Consider the following 14,906-nt stretch of genomic DNA (forward strand, 5'->3'; position numbering starts at 1 on the left):
CCCGTATACATACGCATACCCCGCACAGACCCAAAGGTGAGAAATCATGCCGCTGGACCCCGCCGCCTACCTCCCCTACAAGGACCCGGACGACTTCATCCGTGAGGTCACCGACCGCATCTGGGTGGACCGCGACATCGACCACATCGTCGAGAACTACGAACCGGACTCGATCGTCCACACCGGTCTGGGCACCGTGGTGGGCCGCGACGGGGTGATCGAAGGCAGCACGATGCGCATGGGCAGCACGCCCGGCCACATCGGGCAGGCCGAGGACGTGGTGTGGGAAGCGCGCGGGGACGACGCCTTCCTCAGTTCGCACCTCGTCTTCTCCGCGGACGAACACCTGGTGGACGGCCGTAACATCCGCATCCGTAAGCGCACCGTCGCCAACTGCCTCTACCGCCGGGGCCGGATGGTCGAGGAGTGGGTTGTCCGCGACGAGCTCGCGGACTGTCTGCAGCGCGGCGGGGACCCGGACGAAGCGGCCCGCGCCCTGCAGTTCCAGGGATACAGCGGGTCGATGACCGCGGAGCCGCCGAAGGACGTTCTGCTGGCGGGCGTCAGCGGTCCGCGCCCCGACGAGTTCCGGCCCGAGTGCGAGATGGTGCTGGAGTTCATCGAGGACGTGTGGACGCGGCGACGGCTGCACAGGGTCAACGACTTCATGGTGCGCGACCTCTTCCTGCACACCGTCGGCGACCGGACCGTCATCCGCCCGGAGCGCTACCAGGCCGATCTGCTGGCCATGGTCGGCGCCTTCCCGGACGCCCGGTTCGCGGTGCGGGACATCCAGACCAACTACGCGCCGCGCTACGCCGGCCTGCGGGTGGCCGTCACCTGGACCATGCACGGCACCTACCGGGGCACGCCGGCCTTCGGCCCGCTGACCGACAAGCCGGTGACCGTCCTCGGGGTGTCCCAGTTCCTGATCCAGGAGGGGCGGATCGTCAAGGAGGTCCGTGTCTACGACGAGATCTCGCTGCGCGCCCAGATCAACAGCACCCGGGGTGACGGCCCGGCGGTGGAGGCCAACATCTACTGACGCCGTCCCCTGTTCCCCAGGGTGTGCCCCGCCTCAGGCGTCCGACCGTCCGAGGCGGGGCGGCCGGACCTTGTCGAGGCCCCAAGGCCAGGGCGGCGTCAGGTCCGGTGTGCCGGACCGCCGTCCCCGTCGTCGTCGGGCGCCGGGGACGGCGCCGGGCCCGCGCTGCCACGCGGGACGAGTTCCACCGGCAGGACCACGTGTCGCTCCCGGTGCGCGTCGGGATCGTTGATCACACGGTGCACCAGGTCCGCGGCCGCCTCGCCCAGCCGGCGGGCCGGCTGGGTCATCGTGGACAGGTCCCAGGGCTCCGCCATCGAGTGACCGTCGAACCCCAGCACCGACATCCGCTGCGGAACCGGGACGTTGACGCCGCGCAGCACCGTGAGGAGCCTGAAGGCTATGTCGTCCGTCTCGGCGAAGATCGCCGTGGGGGGCTCGGCAAGGCTCAGCAGTCCCCCCACCGCTGCTTCCAGGCTCGGGCCCTGCCAGTGGGCGACCTGGCGGACGAGCTCGTCACCTTGGGCGATGCCCGCCTCCACCAGGGCCTTGCGGTACCCGTCGAGGCGAGCTCTGCTGCTCCATGCGAAGCCCGAGGCGTCCGCGGGCTCCAGGTAGGCGATGCGGCGGTGGCCGAGGTTGATCAGGTAGCGGGTGCCGCGCTGGGCCGCCTCCACGTCGTCCACGTAGACGCTGGCCCTGCCCTCCTCGTGCTGGCTGACGAAGACCAGGGGCATGCCCAGGTCGTCGAGGCGCGCCCGCTCCTCCGGGGAGAGCGCGAAACTGACGACGAGCAGGGCGTCGGCGTTGCGCCGGGCCGGCAGGTGGTCGAAGAAGTGTGCGCGCTGCTCGGCGTCGATGACGCTGTAGACCAGCATGTCCAGACCGGCCGAGGTGAGCGCGGGTGCCATACCGGCGAGTGCCGCACCCAGGAACCAGGAGTCGAGGTTGGGTACGAGTACGGCGACCCGGCCCGTGCGACCCGTGACCAGACTGGACGCGCTGCGCGAGATCGCGAACGACAGCTCGCGCGCCGCCTTCTCCACACGCGCCCGGGTCTCCGGGGACACCGTCGACAGACCGCGCAGGGTGCGGGAGACCGTCGAGGGCGAGACTCCGGCCCTCTGGGCGACGTCCGCCAACGTGGCGCCCTTCTCAGCGGTTTCAGCGGATTCACCAGCCATGCGCGGGACGCTAACACACCGATCTCCCCTCCAGGACGCACGGACTGACAGCGCTGTCATTTTCGCTCCATGCTGCGATTACCCGGTCGAGACCGTTGACACCCCAGCAAGGCGCTCCGTACTTTGCTAGCGCTGTCATCAGGCAGCCCGAGAGGGGAGGAGCACGCCATGTCCCTGCACCGCAGAGCACTGCTGACGGGCGCCGTGAGCACCGCCGCGGCGGGTCTGCTGTCCGGATGCGGAGGAAAGAACCTCGACGACCTGCTCACGCGGGCCTCGGTCGTCCCCCGCAGGCCGGCCCGGCTGACCTGGTGGGTCTCCGAGATCCCCTCACGACGGGGCGCTGTCGTCGCCGACCTGATCATCCGTGCCTTCGAGCGACGCCATCCCGGGATCCGCGTCTCGAAGATCAACGCGCTGTCCACCTCCGACGGCAACCGCAGCGCCATCGCCACCCAGCTCGCCGGCGGCTCCGCTCAGCCCGATGTGTATCTGGGCGACACGACGTGGCCCGCGCAGTTCGGTCACTCCTCGCTGGCCCTGCCGGTGGAGACGCTGCTCCCGAGCGGCTTCTGGGACGCCTACCCGGCGGCTCTGCGGAGCAGCTCCACCTATCAGGGCAAGACCTACGCGGTGCCGTTCTTCATCGACAGCACCTACCTCTTCTATCGCAAGGATCTGCTCACCAAGCACGGGCTGCGCGTCCCCCGTAGCTGGGAGGAGCTGCTGCACACCTCCCGCACGGTGCAGAGTGCCGGTGACGTGGAGGCCGGGTTCCTGTGGCAGGCGGCGGTGACCGAGTCGCTGACGGCCAATGTCACCGAGTTCCTCGCCGACGCGGGCGCCACCGTCCTGGACGACCAGGGCAGGGCCGCGCTGGGCGGCCCGGAGGCGGAGCGGGCGTTCTCGCTGATGGCCGAGTTCACCGCCCGCGGGGTCACGCCCCGAACGGTGGCGACGTACGAGGAATCCGACGCGCAGGACGCCTTCGTCACCGGGCGCGGGCTGTTCCTGCGCAACTGGTCCTACGCCTGGGTCAATGCGAGCACCCCAGGGGCCTCCCGGGTCGCCGGAAAGGTCGGGGCGGCACTGCGTCCGGGCTTCGAGGGCACCGGCCGCTCCGGTGTCTCCTGTGCCGGCGGATGGAGCAATCTCGTCAACCCGAGCTCCCAGGAGCTGGGCGCCGCCATGGAGTTCGCCCGGTTCTGCGCCGGGCCCGAGGTGCAGCGGCTCCTCGCCCGGGAGGCCGGTGTCATCCCCGCGATGACCTCTGTGCTCGACGGCCGGGAGGCGCACGCCGCCGGCGACCCGACGGTCCTGCGCGCCGCCGACCTGCGACTCGTCTCCCGGCCCACACACACGCCGTACTACCCGCAGGTCAGCAAGGCGCTGTACACCCCGGCGAACGCAGTCGTACGCGGCAGCCTCTCCCCCGCGGCCGGCGTCCGCGCCGCACGCGAGGGACTGCGTACAGCACTGGAAGGAAACGCCCTGTGAGTTCCGTACGGCAGATGAAGAGGGCACGGACGTCGAAGGGCGAAGGCGGCGCCACACACACCGAGGCGTCGCGACAGCCGCCGAGGACGACGCCCCCGGGCTTCGCCACCCGCCGCCGCGCTCGCACCGGGTGGTTCTTCGCCTCCCCCGCGCTCCTGGTGATCGCCGCGGTGACCGTCTTCCCCGTCGTCTTCTCGCTGGTGCTCTCGTTCTTCGAGGTCCGCCTCGAATACGGCGGCCTGCGGCTCGGCTCGCCCACCCTCGCCCACTACGAGACGCTGCTGACGCACTCCGAGTGGTACCGGGCGCTCCTGTTCACCCTGGGCTTCACGATCGTCTCGGTCTTCGTCGAGCTGGTTCTCGGGACGCTGGTGGCGCTCGTCCTGGAACGGCTCGGAGCCGCCCGCGGCTGGATCCTCGCGCTGCTCCTGCTGCCCTGGGCGCTGATCAACGTGGTCGCCGCGCAGCTGTGGTCGTACCTGTTCAACGGCACCTACGGAGCGGTGGGCTGGCTCTGCGAGCAGCTGCTCGGCACCCGCCCGGACATCCTCGGGGAGCCGGTGCCCGCGATGGCCGCGATGGTGGTGGTCGACGTGTGGAAGACGACGCCGTTCGTCGCCATCGTCGTCCTTGCCGGCCTGATGCTCATCCCGGCAGACGTCTACGAAGCCGCGGAGATCGACGGTGCCGGCGCATGGACCACGTTCTGGAAGGTCACGCTGCCGCAACTGCGGCCGATCGTCGCCATCGCGGTCCTCTTCCGCATCCTCCAGGCGTTCGGGATCTTCGACCTGCCGTTCGTGCTCACCCAGGGCGGCCCCGGCACGGCCACCCAGTCCGTGGCGATGCTCGGCTACCGGATCCTCTTCCAGAATCTCGACTTCGGAGGCGGCGCCGCCGTCGCCGTCACCACCGCGGCCATAGTCCTGGGCTGCTGCCTGTTGTTCCTGCGTGTCTTTCGCACCCAAGTCGACGAGGAGGGCCGGGCATGAGCCGCCACGTCCCGCGCACAGGCGTGCGCCGCTATGTGAATGTCGTCAACCTCGGCGGGCTGCTGATCGCCGGGTGCGCCCTGCTGCCCCTTGTCTGGATGGCGTCCGCCTCGCTGAAGGGGCCCGGGGAGATCAGCGCGACTCCGCCCTCCCTGCTGCCGGAGGACCTCACCCTGAGCAACTACGAGACGGCTTTCCTGCGCAACGGCATCGGCCACTACTTCCTCAACAGCGTCGTCGTGGCCTGCGTCTCCACCGTGCTGATCCTCTCCCTGGCGTTCTTCGCCGGTTACGCCCTCGCCCGACTGCCGTTGCGCGGGCGTGGGGCCGTCATGACCGTGCTGCTGATGCTGTCGGTCTTCCCGCCGATCGCCCTGCTCGTCCCCTTGTTCCTGGTGGAGCGGCAGGCCGGGCTGCTCAACAGCTATCCGGGCCTGATCATCCCGTACGTGGCGCTGAATCTGCCGTTCGCGATCTGGATCATGCGCAACTACCTCAGTGGCATTCCGGGAGAGCTGGAGGAGGCCGCCGTGGTCGACGGCGCCGGCCCGCTGCGTACCGCCCTGACGGTGATCCTGCCGCTGGCCCGGCCCGGGCTGTTCACGGCCGGGGTGTTCGCCTTCACCGCGACCTGGTCGGAGTTCCTGCTCGCGCTCACGTTCAACGGTTCCGACGACCGCCGCACGGTCTCCGTCGGCATCGCGCTGTTCACCAGCCAGTACCAGGTCCCGTACGGCGTGATCTTCGCCGGCGCGATGGTGGCCACCGTGCCGATCGCGCTCCTGGTGCTGATCTTCCGCCGGTCGGTCGTCTCCGGCATGACCACCGGCGCTGTGAAGGGCTGAGCAGCAGCCCGCCCGAAGCCCCGCAGGCCGGCCACCGCCGGCCGTTGCCCCGCCTGCCCGCAAACCCGCACCCCGGCCACCGCCGGCCGTTGCCCCGCCTGCCGCACACCCGCACACCCGCACCCCGCCCGGGGACACGCCCGAGAGGCACACATGCACCACCACGACTCCCCCGCCCGCTCCCCGCACGACGCGGACTGGTGGCGGCAGGCCGTCATCTACCAGATCTACCCGCGGAGTTTCGCCGACTCCGACGGTGACGGCATCGGTGACATCCCCGGGGTCACCTCGCGTCTGCCCTACCTCGCCGATCTCGGCGTGGATGCCGTCTGGCTGAGCCCGTTCTACCCCTCGGAGCTGGCCGACGGCGGCTACGACGTGGCCGACTACCGCGACGTCGATCCCCGGCTCGGCACCCTCGACGACTTCGACGAGATGGTCGTCACGGCCCGCCGGCTCGGCCTGAAGATCATGGTCGACATCGTCCCCAACCACTCCTCCGACCAGCACGTCTGGTTCCAGGAGGCACTCGCGGCCGCGCCCGGCTCGGCCGCACGCGGGCGCTACGTCTTCCGCGACGGCCGCGGGGAGGACGGTGAACTCCCGCCCACCGACTGGCCGTCCAGCTTCGGCGGCCCCGCCTGGACCCGGGTGCCGGACGGGCAGTGGTACCTGCACCTCTACGCCCCCCAGCAGCCCGACTTCAACTGGGACAACCCCGACGTCCGCGAGGACTTCCACCACACCCTGCGGTTCTGGTCCGACCGGGGCGTCGCCGGATTCCGTGTGGACGTCGCCCACGGACTCGCCAAGGACCTGCGCGAGCCGATGCGCGACCTCGGCGAGCAGCTGAGTTACCAGCCCGGCGCGCTGCCCCTCGACGGCAGTCATCCGCTGTGGGACCGCGACGCGGTCCACGAGATCTACCGCGGCTGGCGGCAGGTCTTCAACGCGTACGACCCGCCGCGCTTCGCCGTCGCGGAGGCATGGGTGCGTGCCTCGCGGCGTACGGCCTACGCCTCCGCGGACGGGCTGGGCCAGGCGTTCAACTTCGACTTCCTCGGCGCACGGCTCGACGCGGCTGAGATGCACACCATCATCGACTCCGCGCTCGCCGACGCCCGTGACGCGGGGGCGACCAGCACCTGGGTGCTCTCCAACCACGACGTGGTGCGCCATGTCTCGCGTTACGCCCTGCCGGGCGACTACACCAAGCCCGACATCGAGGCATGGCTGCTCACCGACGGCCTGGCACCCGTGCCCGACCTGCCGACGGGTGTGCGCAAGGCGCGCGCCGCGGCGCTGTTGATGCTCGGGCTGCCCGGGTCCGCGTACGTCTATCAGGGTGAGGAGCTGGGGCTGCCCGAGGTCGCGGGTCTGGACCGCGCGGACCTGCAGGACCCGATGTGGGTACGCAGCGGCGGGCGCGTCAAGGGCCGCGACGGCTGCCGGGTGCCGCTGCCTTGGACCCGCGAGGGCGCGAGCTTCGGGTTCGGCCCCGGCGGCTCGTGGCTGCCGCAGCCCGCGGGCTGGGGCCGTTACGCCGCGGACGTGCAGAGCGGTGACGCGGGGTCTTTCCTGGAGCTCTACCGCGAGGCCCTGCGACTGCGCCGCACGCTGGTCGCGGACGAGACGCTGGAGTGGGCCGGATCGCGGGAGCAGTCACGCCAGGGCCTGCTGCACTTCGCCCGTACGGGCGGCTGGCACACCGTGAGCAACCTGTCCGGTGAGCCCGTCGCACTGCCGCACGGCGAAGTCCTGCTCGCCTCCGGCCCACTGACCGGTGACGAGCTCCCGCCGTGGACCACCGTCTGGCTGCGGGTCGGGTCCGCTTAGGGGCGGGCCCCGCGGCGCCACCGCTCGGGGTCGATCCGGCCTCCGTACAGGGGCAGTTCGATGGGCGGCTGACCGTCCGCGAAGGGGTCCCACACCCGGGTGAGCCCGGCGGTCCCCCGTGCGCGCACCCGACGGGCCTCGACGAGGTCGAGCACGTCCGTCAGGACCTCTTCCGGACCGGGCCCCGCCTCGGCGCGCATGTCTCCCTCGGGGCCCACGACGACGCTGCGCCCGACGCCGTCCGGCGCCGCCGCGTTGAGGCTGGCCATGAACACCTGGTTCACGATGGCGTTGGCCTGAGCGAGCACGACTTCCTGGGCGCGGTCGACGGTGGGCGTGCGCACCAGGTTCACCACGAGGTCGGCGCCCTGCCACGCGAGGTGGCGCGTCGTCTCGGGGAACCAGGCGTCGTAGCAGATCGTCAGGCCCACGCGCCCGTAGCCCTCCATGTCGAAGACCACGAAGTCACTGCCGGACGCCGTGGTCTCGTAGGGCCGCCACGGGAAGATCTTGCGGTACGCCGCGACCCGTTCGCCCGCGGGTGAGTAGACGGGGGCCGTGTTGTAGATCCGGCCGTCCGCGCCCTGTTCGTAGACGCTGCCGGGCACCAGCCAGACGCCCAGTTCGCGGGCGAGAGCCGCCAGCCGGTTCCCGCGGGGCCCGTCCAGCGGCTCGGCGGCCACGGTCATGACCGCCTCGGGGTCCTCGCCGGGCCTGTGGCCGCACAGGTGGAGCTCCGGATAGGCGAGCAGCCGGACATCGGGATGCGCCTCCGTGACGCCACGTACCTCCGCGGCGAACGCGTCCGGATCGTCGGCGGCGTGATGCCGCGCGGCCGTCTGGACGAGGCCGATCGGCAAGGGCGTCGTCATCGCAGGGGGAACCTTCCGCGCAGGGTGTGTCCGGGGGCGGGGACGAGCCAATCACCACGGCTTCCACGGGACAAGATCCCTTCCCCCAGTGGCTTCCACAGGGCGGCCCAGCAGATGAACAGCGGTCGGTGTGGGTTCCCCCGCATGGCAAATGCGCACAGGGCGTTCACCGACCCACGAGTTGCACCACTCGCTGTACGGGCCCGGCCCGGACGCCAGGGGGACTACTGGGCCGGTGCGCTCGGCGTGGGCCGTCACTTCCACTTCGCACCTCCGACAGGGGCGGCGGCTCCGACTCGCTGGTCACGTACCCGTCGTGCTGGACTGGCACGTACCGGTGCATCGCCGGGACGGGGCGTCTCCGCATGTCCGGGTCAGGGCCCCTCGCCGAGCGCGGTGCGCAGCCAGTCGAGGGACCCCTGCCCAAGGAGTTCGTCAGCCAGCCGTTTCCCGGTCTCCGTGACCAGGCGCCCCCTGCTGTTGTCGATCCAGCGCTGCGCGTTCTCGTAGCCCTGCGCCTTGTACTCGATGCCCTGCAGCATGCACTCCAGCTTGTCGGCGTCGCGGGCACAGATCGCCTCGGGCGATTCCTTCGCCTCGTACTCCGCGACCAGGCCCCGGACGGCCGAGGCCAGGACCTCGGGCATGCCTGCCGTCTGGTCGGCGGTGACTTCCTGCGGGTCACCGGCGGGTGCGTACTTCTTCCCCAGGTGGTTGACGTCCCCGGTGCGGGTCTCCTGGGTGTCGTGCCACACGGCGAGGAACGCGGCCTGCGCAGGGTCGGCGCCTTCCAGCTTGGCGATGATCGACGCGATCAGCGAGGTGCGCCACGAATGCTCGGCCACGCTCTCCGGGTCGCTGACCCCTGCCATCCACCAGCCGGTGCGGCGCGTGTTCTTGAGCGTGCCGGCCTCGTACAGGAAGCGCCCCACTGCGGCCAGGTCGTCAGCCACGCCCGTCTCCTCTCACGCCTCAGCAAGGCGGGTTGCGTACCGGATGTGCTCCAGCTCCCGGCGCGCCCGCGCCGACAGCTCCCGGTCATCCAACATCACGGGGAGCGCTGCGCGTAGCTCGTTGCCGATCACGGTGCCGGGACGGAGCAGGTTGGGGCGGGCGGCGAGCAGTGCCCACAGGGTGTGGACATTCAGGTCGAAGAAGCCGTGGTTCGGGGTCATGCCTCGCACGAGGTGGCGCATCAGCTTGTCTCCGGGCCACGGGCCTGGGTTCGCGTCAGCGATGAAGTCGTCGGACAGCTGGAGGTGCGGGGCCTCGCCGATCCAGTACGCCCAGTAGTTGAGGTTCGCGGCCTCGCCCGCGTCATCGTTGGCGAGCGTCTTCTGGATGAAGTGCCCCATCCGGTCTCGGTCGCCCTGCCTGGCGGCGACGGCTGCGACGGAGCGGGAGTTGAGCCAGCCTGTGAGCCAGCCGTCCGGGCGCTCGGTGCGCTGCTGCTGTGCCAGCCATGCGGCGGTGTCGGGGGCGTCGTCGTACCCGGCCAGGTAGAGGGCTTGGCGGCGGAGCAGGAAGCGGTCCTCGCCGCGCGCCTGCTCGGCGGTCTGACGCATGCGGGAGAAGAAGCGGCGGCGGTCGCCCGCGGGGAGCTCCGGCCCGCGCGGCACGGGGCCGCGCCGCGGTCGCGGCGGGTCGGGCAGGGTTCGTAGCGGGGTGGGGGTCACACCGTTGAGCGGCCAGGAGAGGACTTCGACCAGGTCGCGCTGCATGACCCACACGCCGAGCGGACTGTCGCCGGCGGGGACGGCCTCGTCGAGGGCGCCGACCAGCAGGACGTCCGCTTCCATGGCCCGTTCCAGGACCAAGAGCAGGGCGGGTGCACTGCCCAGCTGCAGGAGCTGGTGGCGGTACATGAGCATCTGCCCGACTGACACGGCGGTCAGGGAGCGGCGGCCGGATTCCCAGCCTGCAACGGTGTCGGGCGAGACCCGGAACCGATCGGCGAGCGCATCCTGGGTGTGGCCCAGTTGCTCACGGATCAACCGGAAGACGTATCCGGACACGATGCCGCCGCGGGCCCGCTGTTGTGTTCCCTGACCGCCGGTCAGGGTGGTGCGTGAGCTCGTGTCCATGGCGTCCCCCTTGCCTGTCGACCCCGGTCGGGCACCCGTACCCGCAGTCAGTTCAAGCGGCGGCCCCCGCTCCCTACCGTCGTGGGTGCAGTGATGACCAGGCAACTCAGGGTAGTGGAAGGGGCTTCGTCGTGGCGATGACGATGAAGGTGTACGAGGTGAACCGCGACGGCGGGATCCGGGTGCTGCAGCCGGAGGCCGAGGTGGTCCCCCTCGAACGGCCCGAGGCCAGCGACCGGTTCCCGGCCTGCCAGTGCGCTCGCTGCGCGTCCGGGCCGGCCGCGGCGCAGCGGCCGTGAAGGCCGCACCACCCAGAGCGGCCCTCGCCCCGACATGCCGCATCGGCGAGCACAGCGAATGCCCTGGGCCAGGCGAGCAACGGCCACCGGGCGCCCCGACGTGGGAGCGCCCCGTCGAAGTGCATCACTGTGTCTGCCTCTGCCATCACACCCGCGCTTGAGACCCGAAAGGCCACGCCCATGGAAGCATTCGAAAACGCCCGGCTCGACGCGTACTTCGCCAGAATCAACGCCCGGTTCCGCCCGGCTGAGCAACCCGCGTCTCTCCTCATCACTCACCTGCTGCCGGAGCGGCCTTCGTTCGTGAGGGCGGTGGCCGCGGCTTCCGAGCTGCGCGCGGTCCTTCCCAAGCCGAAGTCCATCAGCATCCCGGCGCAGCGCGAAGTGGAGAAGTTCACCCAGTGCGCCCCCCTGTCGCGCGAACTCTTCACTGACCCGGGAAGCGCCGTTGACTTCCTCGAGTCGCGTGCGGCCGGCGCGCCCCTCGTGCTGCTCGATGTCGGCGGCTACTTCGCGCCCAGCCTCGAAGCTATTTGCGACCGGTTCTCCGGGCGCGTCCTCGGCGTAGTCGAAGACACCGAGAACGGCCATCGCCGGTACGCGGACATCGAGAAGCTGCCCTGCCCCGTCGTGTCCGTGGCCCGCTCTCCGCTCAAGGACCCGGAGGACTTCCTCGTCGGCCAGTCCGTCGTGTTTTCCACCGAGGCCCTGATGCGGGCGCGCGGCGACATCCTGCACGGACGTCCGGCCCTCGTCCTCGGCTTCGGGAAGCTCGGCAGTTCCATCGCCCGACTGCTGCACGCCAAGGGCATCCAGGTGACCGTGTACGACATCGACCCCGTCCGCCGAACCCAGGCCCTCAGCCAGGGCTTCACCGTGGCGCGTGACCGGGACGCCGCCCTGCACGACGCCGGCCTGGTCCTGTGCGCCACGGGCTCCGTCTCCTTGCGCAACGAGGACTTCCCTGCGCTGCGTAACGGCGCCTACGTCGCGACGGTCACCTCGTCAGAGGACGAACTCGGCCTGGACGGATTGCCCGAGGTCTACACCCGCACACCGTCCGGCGACCACGTCACCCGCTACCAGACCACGGGCCACTACTTCTACCTGCTGAACGGAGGCAACGCCGTCAACTTCCTGCACGGGGCCAGCGTGGGCCCGTTCATTTTCCTCATCCAGGCAGAGATCCTGGCGAGCATTCGCATGCTGGCCCATGGCGCCCTCGGAAACGGTATGCACGAGGTCACACCCGCCGACCGCGCAGCCATCGCGTCCACCTGGCTCAGCTACTTCAACCGATGAGGAGCACCCCCATGTCCATCACGGCCCAGCACGTCCGCGAGACCCTCGACGCCTACCTTGCCCAGCACCCCGAGGACAAGGAGCCGCTCGCCTCTCTGCTCCAGGTCCTCGACGAGGCGGGCGACGCGATCACCTCGCGTAAGGAGTTCCTCGGCCACGTCACCGCCGGCGCCGTGCTTCACCGCCCCGACGGCCGGGTCTTGACCATCGAGCACCGCGCCCTCTCGAAGTGGCTGCTGCCCGGCGGCCACGTCGAGGAGGCGGACGAGACGCTCGTCGGGGCTGCGCTGCGCGAGCTGGCCGAGGAGACGGGCATCGACGCGGACGACGTCACGCTGACCGTCGACCTGCCAGTTCACGTCGATGCGCACATCATCCCGGCGAACTCCTCGAAGGATGAGCCGGAGCACCTGCACTTCGACTTCCGGTTCATGTTCCACACCACGGTGGACGACATCGTCCTCCAGGAGGAAGAGGTCACCGCGGCGTCCTGGCAGTCCGCCGACACGCTGGTCTCCGAGCCGCTGCGCAGCCGCGTGCTCACCACCATGGTGTAGCAGGTGACCAGCCCTGGTCGGACGTAGCTCATGGATGAAGGTGACCGATGTCAGCAGAGTGGATCGACCCGCGGTACGCCGACCTGTCGCAGCGTGGGAAGCCGGACAGGCACCCGACTCCCACGATCTGGAACAGCCCCGAGGACTGACGGGATTCCACGTCCTGGCAGAACCTGAGACACCGCAGCACTGAGCAGCAGGAGCCCGGGCCGCACACGCGGCCGGGCTTCGTCATGTGATCGTTTGCACGTCGATGGAGCAGGAGTGGAGCATCTGCCCGAAACGAGCTCGCGACAAGCAGAGGCCCCGGGTCAGAAAACGCTCTGACCCGGGGCCTAGCAGTAGGCCGTGTGGGACTCGAACCCACAACCAACGGATTAAAAGTCCGCTGCTCTGACCAATTGAGCTAACGGCCCCTGATGGATCACCCCCGAGCATAGCTTCCCCGGGCCCGGCAGCCGATCGGGTATCGGGTGCCGGGCCCTGTCACTGCCGGGGCGGGCCGGTCAGCGGGTGGTTTCGTCCGTGATCGTGTGGTTGTGATCCGGGGTGGCCGGTTTGAGGAACCAGTGGCGGGCGGAGACCACCCACCAGACGGCGGCGAAGCCGAGCACCGCCAGGACGGCCAGTGGGGCGTAGTTGAAGCTCTCCCAGGTGACCGGGGACACCTGGGGCAGCATGAAGAGCACCGTGATCACCCCGACCCAGGTCACCGCGACGATGCCGATCGGCCGTGACCACCGGCCCAGGTGCCAGGGCCCCCGGACGAAGTCCTCGCCCCGCAGCAGCCTGAGCAGCGTGGGGATGACGTAGGCGATGTAGAGGCCGATGACCGCGATGGACGTCACGGCGGCGTACGCGGTGACGTTGATCAGGTACGGGAGCCCGAGGGCCAGGGCGCCGAGCGCGGCCAGCCAGACCGCTGCGACGGGTGTGCGGGTGCGGGGGCTGACCGTGTGCCACACACGGGAGAAGGGCAGCGCCCCGTCGCGAGAGAAGGCGTAGATCATGCGGCTGTTGGCGGTCACCGAGGCCATTCCGCAGAAGAGCTGGGCGCCGATCACGACGAGCAGCAGGAGCTTGCCCGTGGTGGCTCCCAGCGCGTCCAGGAGGATCTGGGCGGGCGGGGCGCCGGTCGGGGAGTTCAGGGCCCCGTCGTACGACTGGATGGCGAAGGTGAAGCCCAGCAGGAGCACGAAGCCGGCGATCCAGGACGTCCAGATCGACTGCACGATGCCGCGCGGGCCGGCCACGGCCGCGTCGTGGGTCTCCTCCGTCATGTGGGCGGAGGCGTCGTACCCCGTGAAGGTGTACTGCGCCATCAGCAGGCCGATCATCACGACGTAGAAGCCGCTGCCCCAGCCGGTGTTGTTGACGAACTCGGTGAAGACGTACGACGCCGACCGGTGCGAGTCCGGCACGAAGGTGAGCGCGCCCACGATGACGGCGACCCCGACGACGTGCCACCACACGCTGACGTTGTTGAGGACGGCGACGATGCCGACCCCGAACGTGTTCAGCAGGCCGTGCAGGACCAGGATCGCCGCGAAGAGCAGGATCGTGCGGCCGGGCGTGACCTCGAAGCCGAACTGGAGGTTCAGGTACGCCCCGAGGAAGGACGCGGCCCCGAAGTCGATGCCGGCGGTGACGGCGACCTGGCCGAGCACGTTGAACCAGCCGGCGAACCAGGCCCATGCCGCGGCCGAACGCGGCGGGGCGAGGCGGTGGGCCCAGAAGTACAGGCCCGCGGACGTCGGGTAGGCCGAACAGATCTCGGCCATCGCCAGGCCGACGAACAGCGTCATCAGCCCGACGCCGACCCAGCCCCAGGTGATGACGGCGGGGCCGCCGGTGTTCATGCCGAACAGGTACAGCGTCAGGCACCCGGAGAGCACCGAGATGATCGTGAACGAGACGGCGTAGTTGGAGAAGGCGGACATCCGGCGCGCGAGCACCTGGGTGTAGCCGAGTTCGGCCAGCCGTTCCTCGTCGGAGGTGGGCGCGGGTGGGCCCTGGAGGGCATCGGGCGGTGGTTCCGCCGCCACGGCTTCGTCGTTTGTCATGCCCCCAGCGATGCCCTGGCACGGACGCCGGAAACGCCGCGGGGCCCGTACGCCACCGAAGTGTCGTACGGGCCCCGCGGTCGGTCAGCTGTCAGCCGGACTCAGCCGTTGCGCTTCCAGCGCGGCTTGTCGTCGCGGCGGCCGAAGGTGCCGGTGCCGGTGCCCGTGCCGGTGCCACCGCGGTGGTCGTCACGGCGGCCGGTCGGACGGTCGCTGCCGCCGCCGGAGCGGAAGCCGCCCGAGGGACGGTCGTCACGACGGTCGCGGTTGAACGGGCGGTCGCTGCCGCCGGAGCGGAAGCCACCGGAGGGGCGGTCGTCACGACGGTCG

General features: G+C 70.4%; 13 protein-coding genes, 1 tRNA gene and 1 pseudogene. 8 read left to right on the top strand and 7 right to left on the bottom strand.

Features of this window, described 5'->3' with window-relative positions; translation table 11 throughout:
• The first annotated feature begins 46 nt into the window (after window positions 1-46).
• On the top strand, window positions 47-1,045 hold the full coding sequence (locus ACIREO_RS34500) for an ester cyclase (protein WP_404117596.1): 999 nt from the start codon (window positions 47-49) through the stop codon (window positions 1,043-1,045).
• Window positions 1,046-1,143: 98 nt separating this feature from the next.
• On the opposite strand, the gene ACIREO_RS34505 is transcribed toward ACIREO_RS34500, so the two are convergent.
• The gene (locus ACIREO_RS34505) at window positions 1,144-2,229 is read right to left on the bottom strand and encodes a LacI family DNA-binding transcriptional regulator (protein ID WP_404117599.1); all 1,086 of its coding nucleotides are present in this window, start codon (window positions 2,227-2,229) and stop codon (window positions 1,144-1,146) included.
• Between the two features lie 168 nt (window positions 2,230-2,397).
• Here ACIREO_RS34505 and ACIREO_RS34510 point away from each other — a divergent pair, with 168 nt between their 5' ends.
• From ACIREO_RS34510 to ACIREO_RS34525, 4 genes are all read left to right on the top strand, one after another.
• Window positions 2,398-3,726 (top strand): extracellular solute-binding protein, encoded by a 1,329-nt coding sequence (locus ACIREO_RS34510; protein ID WP_404117601.1) that lies wholly within the window; start codon window positions 2,398-2,400, stop codon window positions 3,724-3,726.
• Window positions 3,723-4,718: a carbohydrate ABC transporter permease gene (locus ACIREO_RS34515; RefSeq protein ID WP_404117604.1), complete on the top strand. Its 996-nt coding sequence runs from the start codon at window positions 3,723-3,725 to the stop codon at window positions 4,716-4,718. The genes ACIREO_RS34510 and ACIREO_RS34515 overlap by 4 nt, the downstream gene beginning before the upstream one ends.
• Window positions 4,715-5,563: a carbohydrate ABC transporter permease gene (locus tag ACIREO_RS34520; protein ID WP_404117606.1), complete on the top strand. Its 849-nt coding sequence runs from the start codon at window positions 4,715-4,717 to the stop codon at window positions 5,561-5,563. Before ACIREO_RS34515 ends, ACIREO_RS34520 begins: the two co-directional genes overlap by 4 nt.
• A 153-nt stretch (window positions 5,564-5,716) precedes the next feature.
• Window positions 5,717-7,399 carry an alpha-amylase family glycosyl hydrolase gene (locus tag ACIREO_RS34525; protein WP_404117608.1) on the top strand — a complete coding sequence of 561 codons (1,683 nt, stop codon included), beginning with the start codon at window positions 5,717-5,719 and terminating at the stop codon, window positions 7,397-7,399.
• Here the strand turns inward: ACIREO_RS34525 and ACIREO_RS34530 are convergent.
• The 3 genes from ACIREO_RS34530 to ACIREO_RS34540 form a co-directional block, all read right to left on the bottom strand.
• Window positions 7,396-8,271 carry a carbon-nitrogen hydrolase family protein gene (locus ACIREO_RS34530; RefSeq protein ID WP_404117611.1) on the bottom strand — a complete coding sequence of 292 codons (876 nt, stop codon included), beginning with the start codon at window positions 8,269-8,271 and terminating at the stop codon, window positions 7,396-7,398. The genes ACIREO_RS34525 and ACIREO_RS34530 overlap by 4 nt on opposite strands.
• Before the next feature lie 374 nt (window positions 8,272-8,645).
• A complete protein-coding gene (locus tag ACIREO_RS34535) occupies window positions 8,646-9,224 on the bottom strand; it encodes an HD family hydrolase (RefSeq protein WP_404117614.1) in 579 nt (192 codons plus the stop codon).
• Window positions 9,225-9,236: 12 nt separating this feature from the next.
• Window positions 9,237-10,355 carry a helix-turn-helix domain-containing protein gene (locus ACIREO_RS34540; RefSeq protein WP_404117616.1) on the bottom strand — a complete coding sequence of 373 codons (1,119 nt, stop codon included), beginning with the start codon at window positions 10,353-10,355 and terminating at the stop codon, window positions 9,237-9,239.
• Between the two features lie 131 nt (window positions 10,356-10,486).
• On the opposite strand from ACIREO_RS34540, the gene ACIREO_RS34545 reads away from it, so the two are divergent.
• From ACIREO_RS34545 to ACIREO_RS34555, 3 genes are all read left to right on the top strand, one after another.
• Window positions 10,487-10,654 carry a hypothetical protein gene (locus ACIREO_RS34545; protein WP_404117850.1) on the top strand — a complete coding sequence of 56 codons (168 nt, stop codon included), beginning with the start codon at window positions 10,487-10,489 and terminating at the stop codon, window positions 10,652-10,654.
• A gap of 180 nt (window positions 10,655-10,834) precedes the next feature.
• The gene (locus ACIREO_RS34550) at window positions 10,835-11,956 is read left to right on the top strand and encodes an adenosylhomocysteinase (RefSeq protein WP_404117619.1); all 1,122 of its coding nucleotides are present in this window, start codon (window positions 10,835-10,837) and stop codon (window positions 11,954-11,956) included.
• Between the two features lie 11 nt (window positions 11,957-11,967).
• On the top strand, window positions 11,968-12,513 hold the full coding sequence (locus ACIREO_RS34555; RefSeq protein ID WP_404117622.1) for an NUDIX hydrolase: 546 nt from the start codon (window positions 11,968-11,970) through the stop codon (window positions 12,511-12,513).
• 342 nt (window positions 12,514-12,855) lie between these two features.
• Here ACIREO_RS34555 and ACIREO_RS34560 read toward each other — a convergent pair.
• The 3 genes and pseudogenes from ACIREO_RS34560 to ACIREO_RS34570 all read right to left on the bottom strand — a co-directional run.
• Window positions 12,856-12,929: transfer RNA gene (locus ACIREO_RS34560), tRNA-Lys, on the bottom strand.
• Window positions 12,930-13,019: 90 nt separating this feature from the next.
• On the bottom strand, window positions 13,020-14,576 hold the full coding sequence (locus tag ACIREO_RS34565) for an amino acid permease (protein WP_404117625.1): 1,557 nt from the start codon (window positions 14,574-14,576) through the stop codon (window positions 13,020-13,022).
• A gap of 101 nt (window positions 14,577-14,677) precedes the next feature.
• A pseudogene (locus ACIREO_RS34570) lies at window positions 14,678-14,906 on the bottom strand (RNA helicase); the annotation flags it as partial.

Source organism: Streptomyces sp. NPDC102441, from assembly GCF_044765585.1.
Taxonomy (GTDB): domain Bacteria; phylum Actinomycetota; class Actinomycetes; order Streptomycetales; family Streptomycetaceae; genus Streptomyces.

What these genes read in the sequence shown, in the direction of transcription:
- ACIREO_RS34500 (WP_404117596.1), top strand. Translation starts at nt 47, where the DNA reads ATGCCGCTGGACCCCGCCGCCTACCTCCCCTACAAGGACCCGGACGAC.
- ACIREO_RS34505 (WP_404117599.1), bottom strand. Translation starts at nt 2,229, where the DNA reads ATGGCTGGTGAATCCGCTGAAACCGCTGAGAAGGGCGCCACGTTGGCG.
- ACIREO_RS34530 (WP_404117611.1), bottom strand. Translation starts at nt 8,271, where the DNA reads ATGACGACGCCCTTGCCGATCGGCCTCGTCCAGACGGCCGCGCGGCAT.
- ACIREO_RS34565 (WP_404117625.1), bottom strand. Translation starts at nt 14,576, where the DNA reads ATGACAAACGACGAAGCCGTGGCGGCGGAACCACCGCCCGATGCCCTC.
- ACIREO_RS34555 (WP_404117622.1), top strand. Translation starts at nt 11,968, where the DNA reads ATGTCCATCACGGCCCAGCACGTCCGCGAGACCCTCGACGCCTACCTT.
- ACIREO_RS34540 (WP_404117616.1), bottom strand. Translation starts at nt 10,355, where the DNA reads ATGGACACGAGCTCACGCACCACCCTGACCGGCGGTCAGGGAACACAA.
- ACIREO_RS34520 (WP_404117606.1), top strand. Translation starts at nt 4,715, where the DNA reads ATGAGCCGCCACGTCCCGCGCACAGGCGTGCGCCGCTATGTGAATGTC.
- ACIREO_RS34550 (WP_404117619.1), top strand. Translation starts at nt 10,835, where the DNA reads ATGGAAGCATTCGAAAACGCCCGGCTCGACGCGTACTTCGCCAGAATC.
- ACIREO_RS34525 (WP_404117608.1), top strand. Translation starts at nt 5,717, where the DNA reads ATGCACCACCACGACTCCCCCGCCCGCTCCCCGCACGACGCGGACTGG.
- ACIREO_RS34510 (WP_404117601.1), top strand. Translation starts at nt 2,398, where the DNA reads ATGTCCCTGCACCGCAGAGCACTGCTGACGGGCGCCGTGAGCACCGCC.